This window comes from Clostridium sp. TF11-13AC, from assembly GCF_003481065.1.
In the GTDB taxonomy this organism is placed as follows: Bacteria; Bacillota; Clostridia; order Lachnospirales; family Lachnospiraceae; genus Otoolea; species Otoolea fessa.
In genome coordinates, this window is sequence record NZ_QUKJ01000006.1 from 26418 (window position 1) to 45013 (window position 18596).

General features: G+C 48.1%; 19 protein-coding genes. 17 read left to right on the top strand and 2 right to left on the bottom strand.

Going from position 1 to position 18596, the window contains the following annotated elements:
- Positions 1-8: 8 nt before the first annotated feature.
- The 5 genes from DXD12_RS11775 to DXD12_RS11795 all read left to right on the top strand — a co-directional run bounded on the left by DXD12_RS11775 (position 9) and on the right by DXD12_RS11795 (position 3803).
- The gene (locus DXD12_RS11775; RefSeq protein ID WP_118638410.1) at positions 9-572 is read left to right on the top strand and encodes a prepilin peptidase; all 564 of its coding nucleotides are present in this window, start codon (positions 9-11) and stop codon (positions 570-572) included.
- Positions 569-961, top strand: a complete 393-nt coding sequence (locus tag DXD12_RS11780; RefSeq protein WP_118638411.1) for a hypothetical protein — start codon at positions 569-571, stop codon at positions 959-961. Before DXD12_RS11775 ends, DXD12_RS11780 begins: the two co-directional genes overlap by 4 nt.
- A gap of 13 nt (positions 962-974) precedes the next feature.
- On the top strand, positions 975-2597 hold the full coding sequence (locus tag DXD12_RS11785; RefSeq protein ID WP_118638412.1) for a DUF6382 domain-containing protein: 1623 nt from the start codon (positions 975-977) through the stop codon (positions 2595-2597).
- Between the two features lie 215 nt (positions 2598-2812).
- On the top strand, positions 2813-3235 hold the full coding sequence (locus tag DXD12_RS11790; protein WP_022360422.1) for an HIT family protein: 423 nt from the start codon (positions 2813-2815) through the stop codon (positions 3233-3235).
- A 10-nt stretch (positions 3236-3245) separates the two neighbouring features.
- Entirely contained in the window at positions 3246-3803 is a 558-nt protein-coding gene (locus DXD12_RS11795) for an RNA polymerase sigma factor (protein ID WP_227589698.1), read from the top strand.
- 100 nt (positions 3804-3903) lie between these two features.
- Here DXD12_RS11795 and DXD12_RS11800 read toward each other — a convergent pair whose 3' ends face one another.
- Complete coding sequence (locus tag DXD12_RS11800; protein ID WP_117796602.1) at positions 3904-4971, bottom strand: undecaprenyldiphospho-muramoylpentapeptide beta-N-acetylglucosaminyltransferase; 1068 nt, start codon at positions 4969-4971, stop codon at positions 3904-3906.
- A 175-nt stretch (positions 4972-5146) separates the two neighbouring features.
- Between DXD12_RS11800 and DXD12_RS11805 the strand changes: the two genes are divergently transcribed.
- Entirely contained in the window at positions 5147-5989 is an 843-nt protein-coding gene (locus tag DXD12_RS11805; protein WP_117796603.1) for a hypothetical protein, read from the top strand.
- A gap of 13 nt (positions 5990-6002) precedes the next feature.
- Positions 6003-6539 carry a hypothetical protein gene (locus DXD12_RS11810; RefSeq protein WP_117796604.1) on the top strand — a complete coding sequence of 179 codons (537 nt, stop codon included), beginning with the start codon at positions 6003-6005 and terminating at the stop codon, positions 6537-6539.
- Between the two features lie 191 nt (positions 6540-6730).
- Here the strand turns inward: DXD12_RS11810 and DXD12_RS11815 are convergent, their stop codons facing one another.
- Positions 6731-6979, bottom strand: coding sequence for a TIGR03905 family TSCPD domain-containing protein (locus DXD12_RS11815; RefSeq protein ID WP_022360027.1), 249 nt, complete (start codon positions 6977-6979; stop codon positions 6731-6733).
- 458 nt (positions 6980-7437) lie between these two features.
- Here DXD12_RS11815 and DXD12_RS11820 point away from each other — a divergent pair, with 458 nt between their 5' ends.
- The 10 genes from DXD12_RS11820 (at position 7438) to DXD12_RS11865 (ending at position 18452) form a co-directional block, all read left to right on the top strand.
- Positions 7438-8136, top strand: coding sequence for a 5'-methylthioadenosine/adenosylhomocysteine nucleosidase (locus tag DXD12_RS11820; protein ID WP_022360026.1), 699 nt, complete (start codon positions 7438-7440; stop codon positions 8134-8136).
- A gap of 345 nt (positions 8137-8481) precedes the next feature.
- Positions 8482-9567 (top strand): hypothetical protein, encoded by a 1086-nt coding sequence (locus tag DXD12_RS11825; RefSeq protein WP_117796605.1) that lies wholly within the window; start codon positions 8482-8484, stop codon positions 9565-9567.
- A 126-nt stretch (positions 9568-9693) separates the two neighbouring features.
- Positions 9694-11043 (top strand): glucose-6-phosphate isomerase, encoded by a 1350-nt coding sequence (locus DXD12_RS11830; protein WP_107001753.1) that lies wholly within the window; start codon positions 9694-9696, stop codon positions 11041-11043.
- Between the two features lie 428 nt (positions 11044-11471).
- Positions 11472-12839 (top strand): ABC transporter substrate-binding protein, encoded by a 1368-nt coding sequence (locus DXD12_RS11835; protein WP_118638413.1) that lies wholly within the window; start codon positions 11472-11474, stop codon positions 12837-12839.
- Between the two features lie 278 nt (positions 12840-13117).
- The gene (locus DXD12_RS11840) at positions 13118-14008 is read left to right on the top strand and encodes a sugar ABC transporter permease (RefSeq protein WP_022360022.1); all 891 of its coding nucleotides are present in this window, start codon (positions 13118-13120) and stop codon (positions 14006-14008) included.
- Positions 13998-14822 (top strand): carbohydrate ABC transporter permease, encoded by an 825-nt coding sequence (locus tag DXD12_RS11845; protein ID WP_022360021.1) that lies wholly within the window; start codon positions 13998-14000, stop codon positions 14820-14822. Before DXD12_RS11840 ends, DXD12_RS11845 begins: the two co-directional genes overlap by 11 nt.
- A gap of 42 nt (positions 14823-14864) precedes the next feature.
- Positions 14865-16013 carry an ABC transporter ATP-binding protein gene (locus DXD12_RS11850; RefSeq protein WP_117796609.1) on the top strand — a complete coding sequence of 383 codons (1149 nt, stop codon included), beginning with the start codon at positions 14865-14867 and terminating at the stop codon, positions 16011-16013.
- 78 nt (positions 16014-16091) lie between these two features.
- Positions 16092-16895, top strand: a complete 804-nt coding sequence (locus DXD12_RS11855) for a sugar phosphate isomerase/epimerase (RefSeq protein WP_227589700.1) — start codon at positions 16092-16094, stop codon at positions 16893-16895.
- 150 nt (positions 16896-17045) lie between these two features.
- A complete protein-coding gene (locus DXD12_RS11860; RefSeq protein WP_107001749.1) occupies positions 17046-17312 on the top strand; it encodes a hypothetical protein in 267 nt (88 codons plus the stop codon).
- 45 nt (positions 17313-17357) lie between these two features.
- A complete protein-coding gene (locus DXD12_RS11865; RefSeq protein ID WP_118638414.1) occupies positions 17358-18452 on the top strand; it encodes a hypothetical protein in 1095 nt (364 codons plus the stop codon).
- Positions 18453-18596 lie beyond the last annotated feature (144 nt).

Genomic DNA, 18596 nt, shown 5'->3' on the forward strand with positions numbered 1-18596 from the left:
GCGGAGTGATGGAAAACAGTGCAGGGATAAGTTTCATGGGATTTACGCGGATGGATTTGGAAAGTGCAGTATGTTTCCTCTGTGCGGTTGTTTTTTCCCTTTTTCTGATGGTCTTTTCCTGGCAGGATCTTCATAGAAAACGGATACGTGTAAGCTGGCTATATGGATTTGGAACGGCAGGAATGGCGCTTACGATGATACGGTGTGTACTGTCGGTTATAAAAGATGGATGGGATTGGAAAAAAAGTGCGTTGCAGATAACGGTATGGCTTTTGGGAATGCTGCCGGGGATTTTTTTGTTCTGGATGGGGCGGCAGACGAAAGGTGCGGTCGGACTGGGAGATGGCGGCTTTTTTCTGATCACTGGGTGCTATCTGGGGGGATGGCGGACGCTTGAACTTTTGATGGGAGCTGTATTTGTGAGCAGTCTGGCAGGAGGTGTCTGGGTGCTTACGGCACTGCTTGGCGGAAAGGGGAATGGTCTATGGGAGAAAATGCGGAAAAAGAAGCTGCCATTTCTGCCGTGTGTGCTTCCGGTGTGGATTTGGATGCTGATAGCATCTCTTGGATGAAGCGGGAGGTTTCTGCCAGTTATACGGTGGAAGCCTCGTTTGTGATGGCGGTTGCATTCTTTTTTATCGCGGCACTGTTAAATGGGGTGTTTGAGGTGCATGGCAGGATTATGGGGCGTTTTGTCCTGCAGGAGGCGATGGAACGGTGCCTGTATCGGGAGGAAAAAACGTTGCGGGGAGATGGAATGACTGTGGGGGAGATAAGCAGCAGAGCTGGACAGCGCCTGCGTGGATTCTTCCGGTGCGGGGATGCAGTTTTGACGATCCGGGAAGATGGGGGAGACTTGGACGGAAGGGTAAAGAGCAGTACAGAGACGGAGATATCCCTGCGCGGACAGGAGCCGGAGCGGGCGATCCGTTTGCTGACAGTGTTGGAAAATGCAGAGTGATGGAGGATACGGGATGGAGATTCGGTATAGCCGGGAAATGAATCATAATTATATGATAATCGAAGCGCCGGAGAAAGAAACGGGCTATGCGGTACAGATGCTGTCGGCGAATGCCATCGAAGGGCTTTTGAAGTTCCGGGTCCGCCAGACGGAGGAGGCGAGAGAATATTATTATGAGATAACGTCGAGACAGCCGCTTAGACGGGTGTTGGAAAAACGGACCTTGTCGGGACAAGAACTCCGGTCGATTCTGCTTGGTGTGCTGGCGGTTCTGAAGCGGGTGGAAGAGTACCTGTTAAAAGAGGAACAGCTTTTGCTGGATCCGGAATACCTGTATCTGGAACCCGATCATTTTACTGTGGAATTATGTCTGGTTCCGGGGCATCGGGAAGAGGCGCCGCAGGCGCTCTCAAAACTGCTGGGGTATCTTCTGGAACGTGCGGATCATCAGGATCGGGAGGCTGTTGTATTAGCTTATAATCTGTACCAGATTAGTCTGCGGGAGAATTACGGAACGGCAGATCTGCTGCGCCAGCTTTCGGGGGAAGATCGGATCTTTTCGGCAGAAAAACGAAACGAGGATGAGGGGGATCCTGAGACGGCGGGAGTGTGGGCGGATCGGCAGGAGTGGCTTGAAGCGGAGCAAAATCGGAGGGATACGTTGGAATCTGGATCTGGGAAAATGGCTTTTGACATTCAAACGCCAGCCAGGAAGGATTGGAAATATAGGCAGGAAGCGTTGTATCAGGAGAAAACGACGAAAAAGAACCTGGAGTCGGTAGAGAATTCAGATGAAGTGGGGGAAAAGTCTGAAAGGGCAGGTGGAAAACAAAAGGGACAATGGCAGAACAGGTGGATAAAGGTACTTGGAAGCGCGGTGGCAGCTGGCATTGTGTATTGGTACGTGACGGGAGAAATGGATGTATGGCTGTATGCAATCAGCGGCGGCATCGGGGGAATCGTGTTTTTGAGGGAGATGTTGGCAGCCCGCAGAAAATGGCAGGTATATGGTGGCAGGAAGAAAAATCGAGGTCAGGGAGAGGATAGAGAGGAAAGCACGGAAGTGGATCAGGCGAATGAAGCTGGACGAGGTGGAAAGAGTAGTCGTGTGCGGAATGGTGAGAGGAAAGTGATCCAGAAAAAGAAAGAACGGTCTGGGATAGAAGGGACTCTATCATATCAAGACTGGCAGCAGACAACGCCTGAAAACCGCTGGCAGGTCTATCCGGAGAGTGAAGAAGCTTATCGGCAGGAACTTCGAAGAGAAGAAGAAGCACAGATAGAGCGGGCGAGAGAAGCGGGGACTACGCTTCTGTCTGCCTCAAAGAATGGGGAAGGAACGGTGCGCTTAGAGCCGGTGGAAGCCGGAGGAACAGTGATTCAGATTTCCTATATTCCATTTACACTTGGAAAACATCCGGGGCTGTCGGACGCATGTATTGACCGTCCGACCGTCAGCCGTCTTCATGCGCGGATCGATCAGAAGGAGGGCGTATACATTCTGACAGATCTCAATTCAACCAATGGAACATCGGTCAATGGCTATCCGCTTCAGGCAAATGAAACAGTCAGTTTGGGGAATGGGGATTCCATTTATTTGGCGGATGTCGGATATAAATTTTGGGAACACCGATAAATTGTCTGAAAATATGAAATAATAACCAAAAACACGAAATTGATGTGAATTATTTTGCAAGTACATCAATTTCGCGTTTCTGCAAATTTACATAGAACAAGCCATGGGGATATGCTATAATAAAGGCACTTGACATGGAAGTTTCAAGCCAAGTGACAAAAGAAAATACCGCTTTTCCAGTGAATGGAGAAGCATAGAGAGAAGGAGAGACCGACATGACAGACAAAGAATGTATTTTTTGTAAGATCGCTGGCGGAGAGATTCCATCCTCAACGGTTTATGAAGATGAAGATTTTCGTGTGATTCTGGATTTAGGACCGGCATCGAAGGGACATGCGCTGATTCTGCCGAAGCAGCATTTCAAAGATTTATGTGAGCTGGATCCGGCGATTGCGGCCAAAGCTCTTCCATTAGCTGGAAAGATTGGTGCGGCGATGAAGAAAGCACTGGGCTGCACGGGTTTCAATGTGGTTCAGAACAATGGCATATCCGCAGGACAGACTGTTTTTCATTTCCATGTACACATTATTCCGAGATATGAAAATGGACCGGATATGGTGACATGGGCGCCAGGAAAAGCAACGCCGGAAGAGCTGGCAGAAATTAGCAGCTCCATCCGCGAAGAACTGACGCGATAGGAGTTTGGATATGCACCATGAGAATGAAAAAATGGCGCTTTTTGAAGCGCTTTACAGAGAGTACCTGGTACCGCTGAAGAAATATGCGTATAGAATTGGAGTAGGGTACGATGACATTGAGGATATGGTGCATGAAGCTTTCATTGAATATTACAAGCGCTATTCGTTAGATCTGGATCATAAAGTAAAGTTGGTTTTACTGATCCGCATTTTACGGAGCAAGTGGATCGATAACCGGAGGCAGATGCGGCGCCGCGAGATGCTGCATCTGGAAGATCCGGATGCGGAAGAAGAGATTATGAACCTTCTTTTGGAAGGGGAGATAGGAATTCAGCTTCTGGATCAGGAGGTTATCGATAGGGATATCTATTGGAACGTATGGAAGATTGTCAAATCTATGAAGAAGGACTGGCGGGATGTTTTGATTCTCCGTGTTTTGGAGGGCTTGACGGCGGAAGAAGCCTGTGCGGTTTTGAAAATCAAATCAACGGTATGCTGTACACGTCTTTACAGGGCAAAAGCAGAATTGCAGAAGCGCGTGTTGAGGGCAAAGCTGTTTGATATTTAAAAATCACATCGAAGCAGAGCCGTTTCGAATCTGTCCGATGTGATGATAAGCTTACATATTCAGTGTTTTAGTCTTGTACTATACAAACGTAGCAATGCTACTAACTGCGTGCGCAATCATGAATCAGCCCCATGATGGTTTTGACAGCATTGTTTAAGTGGCTTTCAGACATTTTATCAATGAACTGCTGGCGATTTTTATAGGTCTCTTCGATTGCCTGGCTGAGAGTATCTGCGGTTAAAACTTCTTCTTCCAGAACGGTGCTGAATCCCTGTTTTGCAAAGGAGTTGGCATTTAAGATCTGGTCGCCGCGGCTGGCAGCAGCCGACAGAGGGATCAAAATGTTCGGTTTGCGGAGTGCCAGAATTTCGCAGATGGAATTTGCGCCCGCGCGGGAGATGATCAGATCTGCCGCTGCAAAGAGATGGCGGAGTGGTTTATCCACATACTCATACTGAACATATCCTTCGGTGCCGATGAGAGACTCATCCAGATTGCCTTTTCCGCAGATATGTATTACCTGATAGGTTTTCAGAAGCTGCGGAAGAATGCCGCGGACAGCCTGATTGACCGTGACGGAGCCGAGACTTCCGCCGATGATCAGAATTACTGGGCGATCGGCAGAAAGATGGGCGTACTGGAGTCCCGCCAGACGATCCCCGTGCAGAAGCTCTTCACGGATCGGGGAACCGGTCAGAACCGCCTTATCTTCCGGAAGATATTTAAGTGTTTCCGGAAAGTTGCAGCATACCTTGGAAGCGGCTGGAATACAGATTTTATTTGCCAGTCCTGGGGTCATATCGGATTCATGGATGATGACAGGCACTTTATAATGCTTGGCAGCCAGAACGACCGGAACAGCGACAAAACCGCCTTTGGAAAAGACGATATCCGGTTTGTATTTTTTCATAAGCTTGCGAGCCTCAAAGTATCCTTTCAGAACGCGAAGCGGATCTGAAAAATTCTTAAGGTCAAAATAACGGCGCAGTTTTCCAGATGAGATTCCATCGTAAGGGATGCTGGCTGCCTCGATCAGGCGGCGCTCAATGCCGTTATAAGAACCAATATAGTGAATCTCAAAGTCTTCCTCGCGCAGTGCCGGAAGCAGGGCGAGATTCGGTGTAACATGACCTGCAGTACCACCGCCGGTCAGAATGATTTTTTTCATAGTAGTTTCCTCCACACATCAGCCGCTGGTTACGGTGTGAGGGGACAACCATAACCTGAAAACAACTGTTTTTATGCTTTATCATACCCGCAAAGGGTTACATTTAGTATAGTAAACGGAAAAAAAGAAAAGTCAACCTAAAAGTTAGGACGAGGACAGAGAGGAGGGATAAAAAGTGAGCAGAAGCCGGCGCGGAAAAAAAGCTGGAGAAGATGCAGAGCGCCTGCTGCAGGAAGCGTTTGGAGTCAGCGAAGATCAGCTGTTGAAGGATTTTATCCTTGCACAGACGGAAGTAAAAGACAGCGACATACCTCCAGGATCAGAAGATGGCTTTGAGAGGTTGATGGCAAAGTTAGAAGCGGAGGTGGGAACAAGCCCGGAAAGTGAAAAAGAATCATCCAGCGAGAACATTGTCAAACTGCACGAAGAAGCTCGCAAACCACGCCGGTTGAAATCGATTGTAAAAGTCTCTGTAGCTGCCGCCGCTATCGCAGTGATGGTTGTGGCGATGGGGATTTCGGTTGGGGCGAAGAGGGAGTATCGGTATGTGGTGCGGGAGAAGGACAGTGTACGGAATGAGATTGTCTTAAATAATGTTGAGGCTATTCCTGGAGAGGATGAATTAGATAAAGCATATATAGAAATAACTAAAAAAACAAAGGTTCGTCCGTTGAAACTTGCGTATATGCCTAAAAAGATGAAGTATGTAAAAGCAGATATAGGAGAAACGTGGGTTATAATGTATTTTTCTTATGAAAAATATCGTGTAAAGATATTAGAAGAAGTAGGTGGTACTGGTAATTCTACAAATGTTATATCTGATAGAAAAAAAGAAGAGTATATTTATAATGATTTGTTAAAAGAAAATATTTATTTTGAAAAATCAGAGCTTTCAGATGGGAAATTTGAATATAGTGCTAATATTGTAAAAGGGGATACATACTATCAAATTTCGGGGATAATTCCTAAAAAAGAGTTTAAAAAGATTGTTGAAAATTTATTTTTAGAAAATTATTAGGGGGAAATTTTATATGAGAAAAAAATTATATACACTGATATGTGCAGGAATGATTATAGCTGCAAGTATGATGCAAGTTTATGCAGCAGACACACAGTATATTAATGGAGTTTCGGTTGAAGAGGCGGATTATAGCAATGCTTGTTTATTAAATGAAAATGTTTCGGAGGGAATTGCGAGGGGGATAGAACCAAGGGGAAGTATTATTGATACGGCATTAACAAGAATTAGTAATTTAGGAAAAGGAGATATTGGAATCCTTATTCAGACAGTAGCTCATGTAGAGTGTGATAAAATAAAAAATATTGCAGTTCTGCAAAGAGAAGAGGATGGTAAATGGGTAGAAGTTTCTAGATATATATATGATGCTAGCAAAGAGGATTTTCCAACGGAAGATTTATCAGGAATGTCGAATGATTTTACAGTGAAAAACCAGAAAACAGGATATTATTATAGAGTAGTTGGCGTTCATTATGTAGAGTCAAATGGAAAGGGACAGTCCTTTATGACAAAAACAGAGGGAATCAAAATCACCGAATACGGCGACTAATTCTAAACGGGGACAGTGTTACTAAATTTATATTTGCAACACGAAATAGTATGAAAAAAGCGATCACATAAATACCCCCACCTGCAACCATCCAGGAATTTCTGATTCAAAATTCCAGATGTTTTCAGGTGGGGGTTCTTAAACGGTTTTTCATTATGCCAACAGGCGTGAAAGAATCTCCTCAAAAATTCCTATTTCACGTTCGCTTTATACTCCTTCAACGCCTGTGCCAGCTGATCCGGGCAGGAAGTTGGGCGGAAGCCGCACTGGATGCCTTCGATGCGGGAGATTGCCTCGTCAATATCCATGCCATCGATCAGGCGGGCAACGCCCTGTGTGTTGCCGGAGCAGCCGCCGACGAACTGCACATTCTTTACTTTATTATCTTCTACTTCAAAATTAATCTCACGGGAACAGACTCCCTTTGTCTTGTATGTCATGGTAAAACCTCCTCAAAATGGTATGTGTTTTAATCTGCTGTGGCGGGAATCCACCGCAGTAAAATGATTATAGTCTGCCAGTAAAGGTGTTGTCAAGATAACAAAAATCCAGTATACTTTCTTTTGAGAAGATACGGTGTAACTGTTCATAGGTAGGCACTTTTGGAATCGAAAGTGCCGTAAGAAAACATGGTGGCAGCAGGAATTTGTACAACGTGTGAACTGTGACGATACGGTCGTGTTAAAAAGAATAGAAGGATAAATAATAGAATGTACGCTCGGAGTCTTTTCTGCACTTGCTTTTGCGGCTTATTTTCCGCCAGCTGCACCCGAATTTCAGAGGCGGACGCAACGCCAACGCTTCAGAAATTTGGGCGCAACTGACAAAAAATTATCTCACAAAATCAAGCACAGAAAGATTCCGAGAGTACATTTAGAAAAAACAGGAGGATAAACAGATGTTAGGAATCATCGGAGCGATGGATGAAGAGGTGGCTCAGATCAAGGAGAAAATGACGGATGTTACCGTGACAAGCGTAGCCGGTATGGATTTTTATCAAGGCAAACTGGGCGGAAAGGACGCAGTTGTGGTTCGCTCTGGTATCGGTAAGGTAAATGCAGGTATGTGCAGTCAGATTCTGGCGGATCGGTTCCATATCAGCGCGATTGTGAACACAGGTATCGCCGGTTCCCTGCGTGCAGAGATCAACATTGGCGATATCGTTGTATCGACGGATGCGGTGCAGCATGATATGGATGCGAGCGGATTTGGATACCGGATCGGACAGATTCCGCGAGTAGATACCTTTGCATTTGAGGCGGATGAGAAGCTGCGCGAGCTGGCGATTGAGTGCAACCAGAAGGTCAATCCGGAGATTCAGGCATTTCCGGGACGCGTGGTAAGCGGCGATCAGTTTATCTCGGATAAGGCAAAAAAGGAGTGGCTGATCGAGCAGTTTAGCGCAAGCTGTACCGAGATGGAGGGCGCAGCGATCGCACAGGCGGCATATTTAAACGGAATCCCGTTCCTGATTATCCGTGCCATTTCAGATAAGGCGGATGACAGCGCAGGTATGGACTATGCGGCGTTTGAGGCGCAGGCGATCAAGCATTCGGTAAACCTACTGCTTGAAATGGCGTCCCGGTATGAGGCGTAATGAGTCATAGATATGATTCACAGACAGAATTTTTAATAACCCGAAATTTTGCATGATACGCATTATTAATACCTATTTAAAATCGAATTAAGGCAGAATTTGACGAACGATTTTCCCCTTTCTCATCTTCACAAAGACTCTTTCGGCGGCTATAATAAAGCCACGATGCAGGCGGGATTTGACAGGGCGCAAAAAGCAGAATGTGAAAAGCAGAATGTGAAAAGCAGAATGTGAAAAGCAGATTGTAAAAAGCAAATTGCAAGAGACAAACTGCGAAGCGCCTAAACCTGACCTGTGGCAAGCCATCCGGAAGTGATCCGGAAGTAGAGAAAGGGGAGCTTTTTTATGCTGGAATTTTTACAAACTGGAAAAGCGCTGTCCGTTCTTGCGGCGATCGGAATGATCGGATTTGTCAGCAAGTTGATTACACGGAGCCTCTACAAAAGATTATTAAAAGAAACTGACAACATGGCGATGACCCGGAACAAGAATCTTCAAAATCTGAAGCAGCGGTTGGAAAATACCTGCCGCCTGGGACAGAACATCGTGAACACGCAGGCATATCTGGACAAGCAGATTGACGGATTTTCATTTTTACATATTTCGCTGGATGCGTGGAACGGCGTGTCAATGGAAATGGTGCTTTTAGGGCTTCTGACCGGAGCAGCGGAGGCATTTCTGGCGTACTGGTATGAGCTGGATGCAAGCTATATTGTGCTGTATGCATCGGCAGCTGTCATGAGTGGTCTGTTTCTGGCATTTATCGAGAGCTGTTTCCAGATTGACCAGAAACAGCAGCGGCTGGAAACGGCGCTTTTGGAGTATGTGGATAATTCGGTGTTCCTTCGGGCGGCACGTGAGAAGGAGACGCGCGGACAGGAAATGTCAGGAGTTTCTGGAGTATCCGGCGGAATTGCTGGCGCGGACTCGAATGTGCGGGAAATGCCGAAACGGCTGCAGAGTGCTTTGCGGGCAGAGCGCGGTGTGAGCAGTCGGGATGGCGCAGAAACGAATAATCGGGATCTGGGAGAAACGGAGTTTGAAAAAGGAAAATCGCGGACAGCGATGAGAGTGAATCCGTTCCGTGAGCGGGATGCACGGGCACAGAATCTGATGCGGGCAGTTCGCACTGCACCGTGCGAATCGGAGGAACGGGACAAGCATGAGACAGATGGGCATCTTGCGGATCGCCGGATGGTATCAGGAAATGAAACGGGAAACAATACGGGTCCCAGGCAGGAAGCAAAGGAGCGTCCCAGCGACAAGGAAATGGAGTATTTGAAGCAGAGCCTCGCTCAGATTGCAGCAAGCCGGGATACGCGGGAAACACGAAATGGAGAGGCAAATGCAGGTGACTGGATGAAAGGTTTGAGCCGCGAGGAGGCGCAGGTCCTAGGAGATATTATGAGGGAGTATTTATCGGGATTGTAAATGATGAATCCAACTGAAAACCGGTTGCACATGGGTGTCCAGATTGCTATAATAAGGATAAGTTAAGTTTTTGACAAAGTAATCACGCCGCCTGCGGACGGCTGAAATGCAAAGGAGAGAAAACGTATGGGAAAAGATGTGATCTTTGATTATTCAAAAGCAGCTGCATTTATTCATGAGGAAGAGATCGCCGGTATCAAGGCGGGCGTGCAGGCGGCAAGAGAGACGCTGGTAGAAAAGACCGGCGCGGGCAATGATTTTCTTGGATGGATCGACCTTCCGGTGGACTATGATAAGGAAGAGTTCGGACGCATCAAAAAAGCTGCGGAGAAGATTCAGAAGGATTCCGATGTCCTGCTGGTAATCGGTATCGGCGGTTCGTATCTGGGCGCAAGAGCGGCGATCGAGTTCCTGTCCCATAGTTTTTACAATAATCTTCCGAAAGAAAAAAGAAAAACACCGGAGATTTACTTTGTTGGCAACAGCATTAGCAGCAAATACATCCATGATCTGATGGATTTGGTCGATGGAAAAGATTTCTCTATCAATATTATTTCCAAGTCCGGTACGACAACGGAGCCGGCGATCGCATTCCGTGTATTTAAGGAGATGCTGATTGAGAAATATGGTAAAGAAGAGGCAAACAAGCGAATCTACGCGACGACAGACCGGGCGCGGGGCGCACTCAAGAATCTGGCAAATGAAGAGGGCTACGAGTCCTTCGTGGTTCCGGATGATGTTGGCGGTCGTTTCTCCGTCCTGACGGCAGTCGGTCTGCTTCCGATCGCGGTCAGCGGCGCGGATATAGATGCGTTGATGCAGGGCGCGGCAGACGCGAGAAAGAATGCACTGGAGACTCCGTTTGAGAAGAATTCTGCTCTGTTATATGCGGCGGTCCGCAACATTCTGCTCCGGAAGGGCAAACAGGTCGAGATTGTGGCAAACTATGAGCCGAGCCTGCACTATGTATCGGAGTGGTGGAAACAGCTCTACGGCGAGAGCGAGGGCAAGGATCAGAAAGGTATTTTCCCGGCAGCGGTTGATTTAACGACCGATCTTCATTCGATGGGTCAGTTCATCCAGGATGGCGCGAGAATCATGTTTGAGACAGTTCTGGAAGTGGCTGAATCTCCGGCGGAGATCATTTTGAAGAAAGAAGATGTTGACACGGACGGTATGAACTATCTGGCTGGCAAGAGCGTGGATTTCGTCAACAAGAGTGCGATGAACGGCACGATTCTGGCACATACCGACGGCAGTGTGCCGAACCTGAAAGTGACGATCCCGGCGATGGATGCATACAGCTTGGGACAGCTCTTCTATTTCTTTGAATTTGCCTGCGGCGTCAGCGGATACCTTCTGGGTGTCAATCCATTCAACCAGCCGGGCGTAGAGAGCTATAAGAAAAATATGTTTGCACTGCTTGGCAAACCGGGCTATGAGGAAGCGAGAGAGGCGCTGCTTAAGAGACTGTAGGGGGCGGACATATAAAAAAGTATGCGTTCTGCGGCATTCTCTCCGGCATGTTCCATGAAGGAAACTGCAGCCCGGATATAAACATAGAAAACGGAACATAGAATAAAAAACGCTTTTATCAGCAAAAACTGATAGAGGCGTTTTTTTGTGTAATAGGAAATTCCTTGGAATTCCCCATTACACAAAAAGGCACATTCTTTTATGCCGCAGAACCTCGAAAAAACAATTTTCAAAAATTATAGATAATTTTTACATAAATCACCTCCTGCATTTTACAAACCATCTTTAAGATAGAATCTGGACACAGCACAAGTGATTTGACAGAAGAGAAGCGCGGCAAAGGACTCCCGATCACGATTTTGACATAGATGGCTGGTTCCAAGGTAAGACAGACTGGGAGATGGGACACCGCAGCAGGAGGAGAACGAATGAAGGTAAGTATGAGACGTCTGATGGCGCTTGCGATGGCAGGCACGATGACATTGATGGCAGGATGCAGCCAAGCATCCAGCTCGGCGACAGGAAGCAGCGACACACAGAGCGCGTCCGGAGAGAGCGGGGCAGAGAAGACGGCATCCGGCGATAAAACGGTGATTGAATACTGGCACTGTAACGCAGAAACCCAGGGAGGTCTGGTCGTAGACGATCTGGTAAAGAAATTTAATGAGGAAAATGATCACATCGAGGTAGTAGCGAAATACAATCCGGATATGTACAAAGGTCTGATGCAGAATCTGCAGGCGGAAGCGGCGACCGGAAATACACCGGCGCTTGTTCAGATTGGCTGGGCATTTCTGGATTATTTCTCCAATAACTTTGACTATGTGGCGCCGCAGGATGCGATTGATAAATTCGACAGCGAGGATGCAAATTTCTTAACCGACAATTTCCTTCCAAATGTCTTAGACCTGGCGGTCAACAGCAACGGCGAGCAGGTCGGAATCCCGTACTCCTTAAGCAGCCCGGTTCTCTACATTAATAAAGATCTCTTAAAAGAAGCGGGCCTTTCCGAAGATGGACCGGAGACCTGGCAGGAAGTACAGGAATTTGCCGAGACAGTCAAAGAGAAGACAGGAAAATATGGTTTCTATATGCAGGAACCGGCAGACTTCTGGGCGCAGCAGGCATTGGTTGAGAGCGCAGGAGCGGATATGTTGATTGCGGATGCATCCGGCAAGAAAAAAGCAAGCTTTGCAACTGAGGACGGCATTGCGGCAATGCAGATGATGCAGGATATGGTAAAAGATGGTTCTGCCCTTCATGTTTCATGGGAAGAGGGCTGCCAGAGCTTTATCGACGGCAACTGCGCGATGCTTTACACCACCATTGCGAGACGCGCTTCCGTACAGAAGGGGGCACAGTTTGACGTAGCAACCGTGAAATCCCCGCTGTGGAACGACAAGGAGCGCAAGGTTCCGGCAGGAGGCTGTTTCTTAGCCATCACCGCGCAGAGCGATGAGCAGATTCAGGCGGCATGGGAGTTTGAGAAGTATCTTTACAGCGTAGAATCAATGGCAGCATGGACCGAGGGAACCGGTTATGTACCGCCGAGAAAAGATGTGGCAGAGGCAGAAAATGGATTGAAAGATTTTCTGGCTGAGAACACAATGATGAATGCAGCGATTGAGCAGATGGACGGCGTTGTATCATGGACCGCATTTCCGGGCGATGCAGGCCTTGAGGCAGAGCAGCTTCTTCTGGATATGAGAGACCAGATTCTGGGCGGTCAGGTATCTGCGAAAGATGGTATGACGAGCACACAGGATGCGATCAACCAGCTGCTGGATGCACAGTAGGGACAGGCAGCCTGACGCTTGGAACAGCTTTCGGGTGGCAGGAAAATCATTACAAAATTTAGGACAGAAATGAGAATGGGGTTGTTGCGGAATAGCAGAACGTGTTTTGGCAGAATGGACTGCGTGCAGATAAGACGCAGGAAGCGGCCGGAGCGCAAAAGAGCTGTTTGGCGGCAGCCCCTTCATAAAATGCAGGCTCAGGGTCTTTCCAACACCTGCTGTTGTGGCTGGGCAGGCGCCGAAAGATTCCGAGCGTACATTAGAATGGAGGAAATAGTTTGAATCGGGAGGACAAAAAACAGGCAGCGCTTGGATATGTTTTTTTGCTGCCGTCGCTCGTCATGTTTGCGGTATTTATGTTTTATCCGCTTTTTTACACGCTGTATTTGAGCTTTTTTGAGTGGAACATGGTAAAGCCGGTCAAGAAGTTTGTGGGACTGGGGAATTATATTTCCGTTTTGAAGGATCCGAATACATGGAAAATCTTTGGCAATACATTCTGGTACATCGTGATTCTTCTGGTGTTTAACTTTGTGATGCCGTACATTTTATCATTCATTCTTTCGTGCGTCATCAAAAAGGGACAGAGTTTTTACAAGGCGGTCTTTTTCCTGCCGAGTGTGATTTCGCTGGTCGTCGGCTCGATTCTGTATACATGGATTCTGAATCCGATTTCGGGTCCAGTCGCGATTGTGGCAGGCTGGTTTGGGCTGAAACTGCCGTTTTGGTCGAAAACGGAGGGCTGGGTCATCGCGGTACTCTGCATTATCACGACCTGGAAGACGTTTGGCTACAATTTCATCAACATTCTGGCGGGTGTCTCCGGTGTCTCAATGGAGGTCATCGAGGCGGCGCGTCTGGAAAATGTGCCGATGTGGAAGATTTTTAAGGATATCGTCGTGCCGATGAGTTCTGCAACTGGAATCTATGTGTTTATTACGACGATCGTGCAGGGACTCCAGTATGTGTTCACGCCGATCAAGGTCGTCACACAGGGAGGACCGAACTATGCCAGTTCGAACCTGATTTATATGTCGTACCATGAGGCGTTTACACTCTATAAAACAGGAACTTCCTCGGCGGTATCGGTCATGACGATGGCACTCTTTATCATTCTTTTGGTGCTGGAATTCCGGTTTGTAGAAAAGGGGGTTTACTATGAAAACTAAAGACAGACAGATCGGCTGGCATCTGTTTCTGGTGGTGGTCGTTTTCCTCCTTCTGATGCCGATCGTATTTGCAATTTCCAACTCTTTCAAGACGATGCAGGAGGCGTTCAACACGGTTTTTCAGGTGATTCCGCTGCATCCGACGCTGGAAAATTACCGGCATGTATTTGACAAACTGCCGTTTGTGAAAATCACGCTGAATACGTTTCTGATCGCATCGACGGTCACGATTTTTAAGACAATTACGGGACTTCTGGCGGCGTATGCGTTCGTCTATTTCCGGTTTAAGGGAAAAGGATTTTTGTATTTTATTATGTTAAGTACGCTGTTCATCCCGTTTACGGTCACGATGATTCCAAATTATCTTCTGATCTCTAAAATCGGTCTGCGCGATCGTATCTGGGGCGTCGCACTGCCGCAGCTGGCGGATGTGCTGGGAATTTTCCTGCTGCGCCAGGCAATGCGTGGAATCCCGCTGGCACTCATTGAGGCGGCACGGATGGAAAATATCCGGCACATGAAAATCATGCGCGACATTGTGATTCCGCTGGTGCGTCCGTCCATCATTTCCACCGGCATCATTTTCTTTATCAATTCGTGGAATGAATATGTGTGGCCGGTGCTGATCTTAAAATCCAAGGAAAATTATACGCTGTCGCTGGCATTGCAGATGTACATCAGCGCCGAGGGCGGTACGGAATTTACGATCGCGATGGCGGTGTCGGTGCTCACGATGCTGATTCCGCTGGTACTGTATATCATTTTCCAGCGCTATATCATCAATACATTTGCGGCGTCTGGATTGAAGGGATAACGGGAGATTGCGCTGGACATAAGAAAGGGATAGATTAATTCAATGAAAAATATTGTATTTGAAAATGTTAAAAAAGCGTATGGCAAAAATGTGGTCGTGGAGGACCTCTGCATGGAGGTAAAGGAGGGCGAACGCCTGATTTTATTAGGTCCGTCCGGCTGTGGAAAATCGACGACACTTCGCATGATTGCGGGACTGGAAAATGTGACCGCCGGAAACCTGTGGATGCGCGACCAGGTGGTAAATGATGTGCCGTGCGGCGAGCGCGGTGTCTCGATGGTGTTTCAAAACTATGCGCTGTTTCCGCATATGAGCGTCAAGAATAATATCATATATGGTTTAAAAGCGCACAAGATGGATGAGAACGAGATCGATGCGCGCTTAAAAGAAGTCCTCAAAATGCTGGAACTGGAAGGGCTGGAGGATCGGAAGCCGAAGGAGCTTTCCGGCGGACAGCGCCAGAGAGTGGCATTGGCGAGAGCCGTGGTAAAGCGCGCCGACTATTTCCTTCTGGACGAGCCGCTGTCAAACCTGGATGCACAGCTTAGGATGCGTGCGAGAAAAGAACTGGTAAAAATCCATGAAATGTACCACCCGACGTTAGTCTACGTTACGCACGACCAGATCGAGGCGATGACGGTTGGCGATCGGATCGCGCTCATGTACCGGGGCAAGATGGAAATGCTCGATACCCCGTCACACGTGTACAATCGTCCGGCAAGCGTGTTCTGTGCGAAGTTTATCGGTTCGCCGTCCATGAATATCGTGGAGGCGGAATATCATAACGGGGCGCTTGTCATCGGGAAACAGAAGGTAGAACTTCCGGGTATCTGGCAGCGGATCGCCGCGCAGTGCCCGTCGGGACTGCTGTACGCCGGTGTCCGCCCGGAACACGTGATGATGAGCCGCACCCCGCAGGAGCGGTCGATCGAGGGCATGGTCCGTTACGTGGAGGATTACGGAAACCGGTACGGTGTTTATATTCAGGTCGAGGGAGACAAGAACGAGCTGATTGCCATCCGCGAGGGCGAGATTCCACAGCCGGGTGAGAAGGTATACATCCATGTGGAGACGGAAAAGCTGCATCTGTTTGACCGCGGGACGGAGAAATCGCTCGGTTACCCGGAGATGGTGATCCGCGCACAGGAAAAGCTGGCGGTGCCGAAATTGGAAAAGGCGATCGCCCAGTAAGAATAGAGATAATAGAGCGAAAAAAGTGTTTTCAAAACAAGATTATGAACGTATATTTTGAAGAGGAGACATGCAATCATGAGAAAAATTCTTATCAGCACTAATATGTATAAAGGCAGCGAGTTCGGTCAGGTTCTTCCATATCTCAAACGGTTTCCTGGACAGGTGGGAGTCGAGGTGTTTCCGATGTTTCATGAGGAATGCTTTGAGAAGAACCTGCGGGACGCCATGCCGCTCTTAAAGGAAGTCCCGGTCAGCTTCCATGGTCCATATTATCAGGCAGAGCATTCGGCAGCGGAGGGGACTGTAGAGTATGCGCGCACGATGGAGCTGCTTGAAAAGACGCTTTCGTATGCGAAAGAGCTTTCAAGCAAATATCTCGTTTATCATCACAACAACTGCCGCATCATACCGGGCGAGAAGGAAGACCGCGTCCGTGTTTCCTGTGAAAATTATTACACCGTGAAACAGCTGTGTGAGGAGGCGGGAACCCAGGTGGTCGTGGAGAATGCCGGAGTTCTGGAGCGCGGAAACCGTCTCTTCGATGAGCAGGAATTTATCGATCTGTGCCGCCGGGAACAGTATGCGGTGCTCATCGACATCGGGCACGCCTGGGCGAACGGCTGGTCGCTTAAGCGGGTCGTAAACGCGCTGGCGGACCAGATTGTGGCGTACCATCTCCACAACAACGACGGTGTCCACGACAGCCATCAGAGGATTCATGAGGGAACACTTGATTTTGACTGCTTTTTAAAACTGGCAAAGCAGGCGACGCCGGATGCCGAGTGGGTCATGGAGTATGCGATGGACGTTTCTGGAAATGTGCGGGGGATTGAGGAAGATCTGCAGTTTCTTTTGAAAATGGGAAGTGCTGCACGATGACACAGTGGCAGTGAATTTTGCCGAAAAGCCCCGCCTTGTCAACTCTTAAAAAAGCTGATATACTGGACATAAGATTGTGAGAAAAGATGTCCGGAGAGAACATCCGGACACGGTAAAAATGAAATTTGACAGCGGGAAAGGAACGGCAGGATGTTTCGTCTTTGGGGAAAAATGATGAAGGAAAACCGGATGCTTAGGGATATTGTGATCAGCAACGGTGATTATACAATGTCAAGAACGGCGATGGTGTTTGACGCGATCGACCAGATTTGCTATGCCTTTGATCTGGGGCATCCGGTCTGGCTGGATAAGACGATCGAGGAGTTCAAACGTCACGATAAGGCGCGTTTTACCCAGGACAACTTTATCGAGAGCATCGATTTCGATTATCTGGAGATACAGGTGCTGGAAGAATAAAGGGCAGGCAGCCGTTACAAAAAGACAAAGACCGGGAGGGGCGAGATGGCACAGGCGATAACGGATGTGAAAACATTTCTGGAAGACGCCAGACAGGCAGTGGTGGAGCTGGCGGAGTTTGAAAAACAGGAGGAGACGCTTGCTCAGGAAGAGAAAAAGCGTCTGCGCGTGCTGGAGACGGAGCGGAAAGCGGTGGCGGATGCCGTGAATTCGACCGTGAAAAGGCGCCGGGATGAGATTGAAAAAAGCTATGACGATGAGCTTGGGAAGCTGCAGGATAAGCTGAAACGCACGCGGACACGCCGCGAAAAGGCGAAAAACCAGGGCATCAAGGAGCGGATTAAGGAAGAAACGCAGGAGCTTCACGCGCACAACCGAGAGCTTTCCGTGCGGATGCGGACGCTGTTCCAGTCGGATCGTGTTCCATTTGTCTGCAAAAGCCCACTGTACTATGCGCTGTATTTCCCGAGGGGATTCAAAGAATTTCTGACGGTGTTGATTACCTTTGCGATCTGTTTCCTGTTGATCCCGTGCGGCATCTACAAGCTGCTTCCAGAACAGAAGACTTTATACCTGGCGATGATCTACGGCGTGGATGTGGTTGTTTTTGGCGGACTGTATATCCTGATTGGAAACTGGACGAAGGATCGCCATCTGGCGGCGCTGCAGGAAGGACGTTCGATCCGCAGTCTGATCGCGGCGAACAACCGCAAGATCGCGGTGATCACCTCCTCGATCCGCCGGGATCGCAGTGAAGCGCTCTACGATCTGGAAAAATACGACGATGAGATCTCCCAGATGGAGCAGGATCTGGAGGAGACGGCGAAGAAGAAAAAGGACGCATTAAACACCTTCGAAAATGTGACAAAAACCATCCTGACCGATGAGATCACCAGCAACAGCCGTGCAAAGCTCGAACAACTCAAAGAAGGCCATCAGGAGGTCGAGAGCCGCCTGCACTATACCGAGACGGTAATCAAGGAAAAGAGAATCTTTATCACAGATACCTACGAGTGCTACTTAGGCAAGGAATTTCTGAATCCAGAAAAGTTGGACGCGCTAAAACATATTCTGGATAACAGCACAGCCGTTAATTTAAGCGAGGTCATTGCAGAGTACCGCGAACGCGGCGGAAAGTAAACTGTGGAAATTATTTCATAAAAATAAATAATTAGATATAGGAACAACCAGAAAAAAGATGTGACACCGGGCGCTGTAAAGCTGCCTTCTGTCACATCTTTTTTCGTCCGTGTATATATCCTTCAATTTTCGCATAATTTCCTG

Bases quoted from the DNA above. Each gene is read 5' to 3' on its own strand.
- DXD12_RS11775 (WP_118638410.1), top strand. From the start codon at position 9: ATGGAAAACAGTGCAGGGATAAGTTTCATGGGATTTACGCGGATGGAT.
- DXD12_RS11780 (WP_118638411.1), top strand. From the start codon at position 569: ATGAAGCGGGAGGTTTCTGCCAGTTATACGGTGGAAGCCTCGTTTGTG.
- DXD12_RS11785 (WP_118638412.1), top strand. From the start codon at position 975: ATGGAGATTCGGTATAGCCGGGAAATGAATCATAATTATATGATAATC.
- DXD12_RS11790 (WP_022360422.1), top strand. From the start codon at position 2,813: ATGACAGACAAAGAATGTATTTTTTGTAAGATCGCTGGCGGAGAGATT.
- DXD12_RS11795 (WP_227589698.1), top strand. From the start codon at position 3,246: ATGCACCATGAGAATGAAAAAATGGCGCTTTTTGAAGCGCTTTACAGA.
- DXD12_RS11800 (WP_117796602.1), bottom strand. From the start codon at position 4,971: ATGAAAAAAATCATTCTGACCGGCGGTGGTACTGCAGGTCATGTTACA.
- DXD12_RS11810 (WP_117796604.1), top strand. From the start codon at position 6,003: ATGAGAAAAAAATTATATACACTGATATGTGCAGGAATGATTATAGCT.
- DXD12_RS11815 (WP_022360027.1), bottom strand. From the start codon at position 6,979: ATGACATACAAGACAAAGGGAGTCTGTTCCCGTGAGATTAATTTTGAA.
- DXD12_RS11820 (WP_022360026.1), top strand. From the start codon at position 7,438: ATGTTAGGAATCATCGGAGCGATGGATGAAGAGGTGGCTCAGATCAAG.
- DXD12_RS11825 (WP_117796605.1), top strand. From the start codon at position 8,482: ATGCTGGAATTTTTACAAACTGGAAAAGCGCTGTCCGTTCTTGCGGCG.
- DXD12_RS11830 (WP_107001753.1), top strand. From the start codon at position 9,694: ATGGGAAAAGATGTGATCTTTGATTATTCAAAAGCAGCTGCATTTATT.
- DXD12_RS11835 (WP_118638413.1), top strand. From the start codon at position 11,472: ATGAAGGTAAGTATGAGACGTCTGATGGCGCTTGCGATGGCAGGCACG.
- DXD12_RS11845 (WP_022360021.1), top strand. From the start codon at position 13,998: ATGAAAACTAAAGACAGACAGATCGGCTGGCATCTGTTTCTGGTGGTG.
- DXD12_RS11850 (WP_117796609.1), top strand. From the start codon at position 14,865: ATGAAAAATATTGTATTTGAAAATGTTAAAAAAGCGTATGGCAAAAAT.
- DXD12_RS11855 (WP_227589700.1), top strand. From the start codon at position 16,092: ATGAGAAAAATTCTTATCAGCACTAATATGTATAAAGGCAGCGAGTTC.
- DXD12_RS11860 (WP_107001749.1), top strand. From the start codon at position 17,046: ATGTTTCGTCTTTGGGGAAAAATGATGAAGGAAAACCGGATGCTTAGG.
- DXD12_RS11865 (WP_118638414.1), top strand. From the start codon at position 17,358: ATGGCACAGGCGATAACGGATGTGAAAACATTTCTGGAAGACGCCAGA.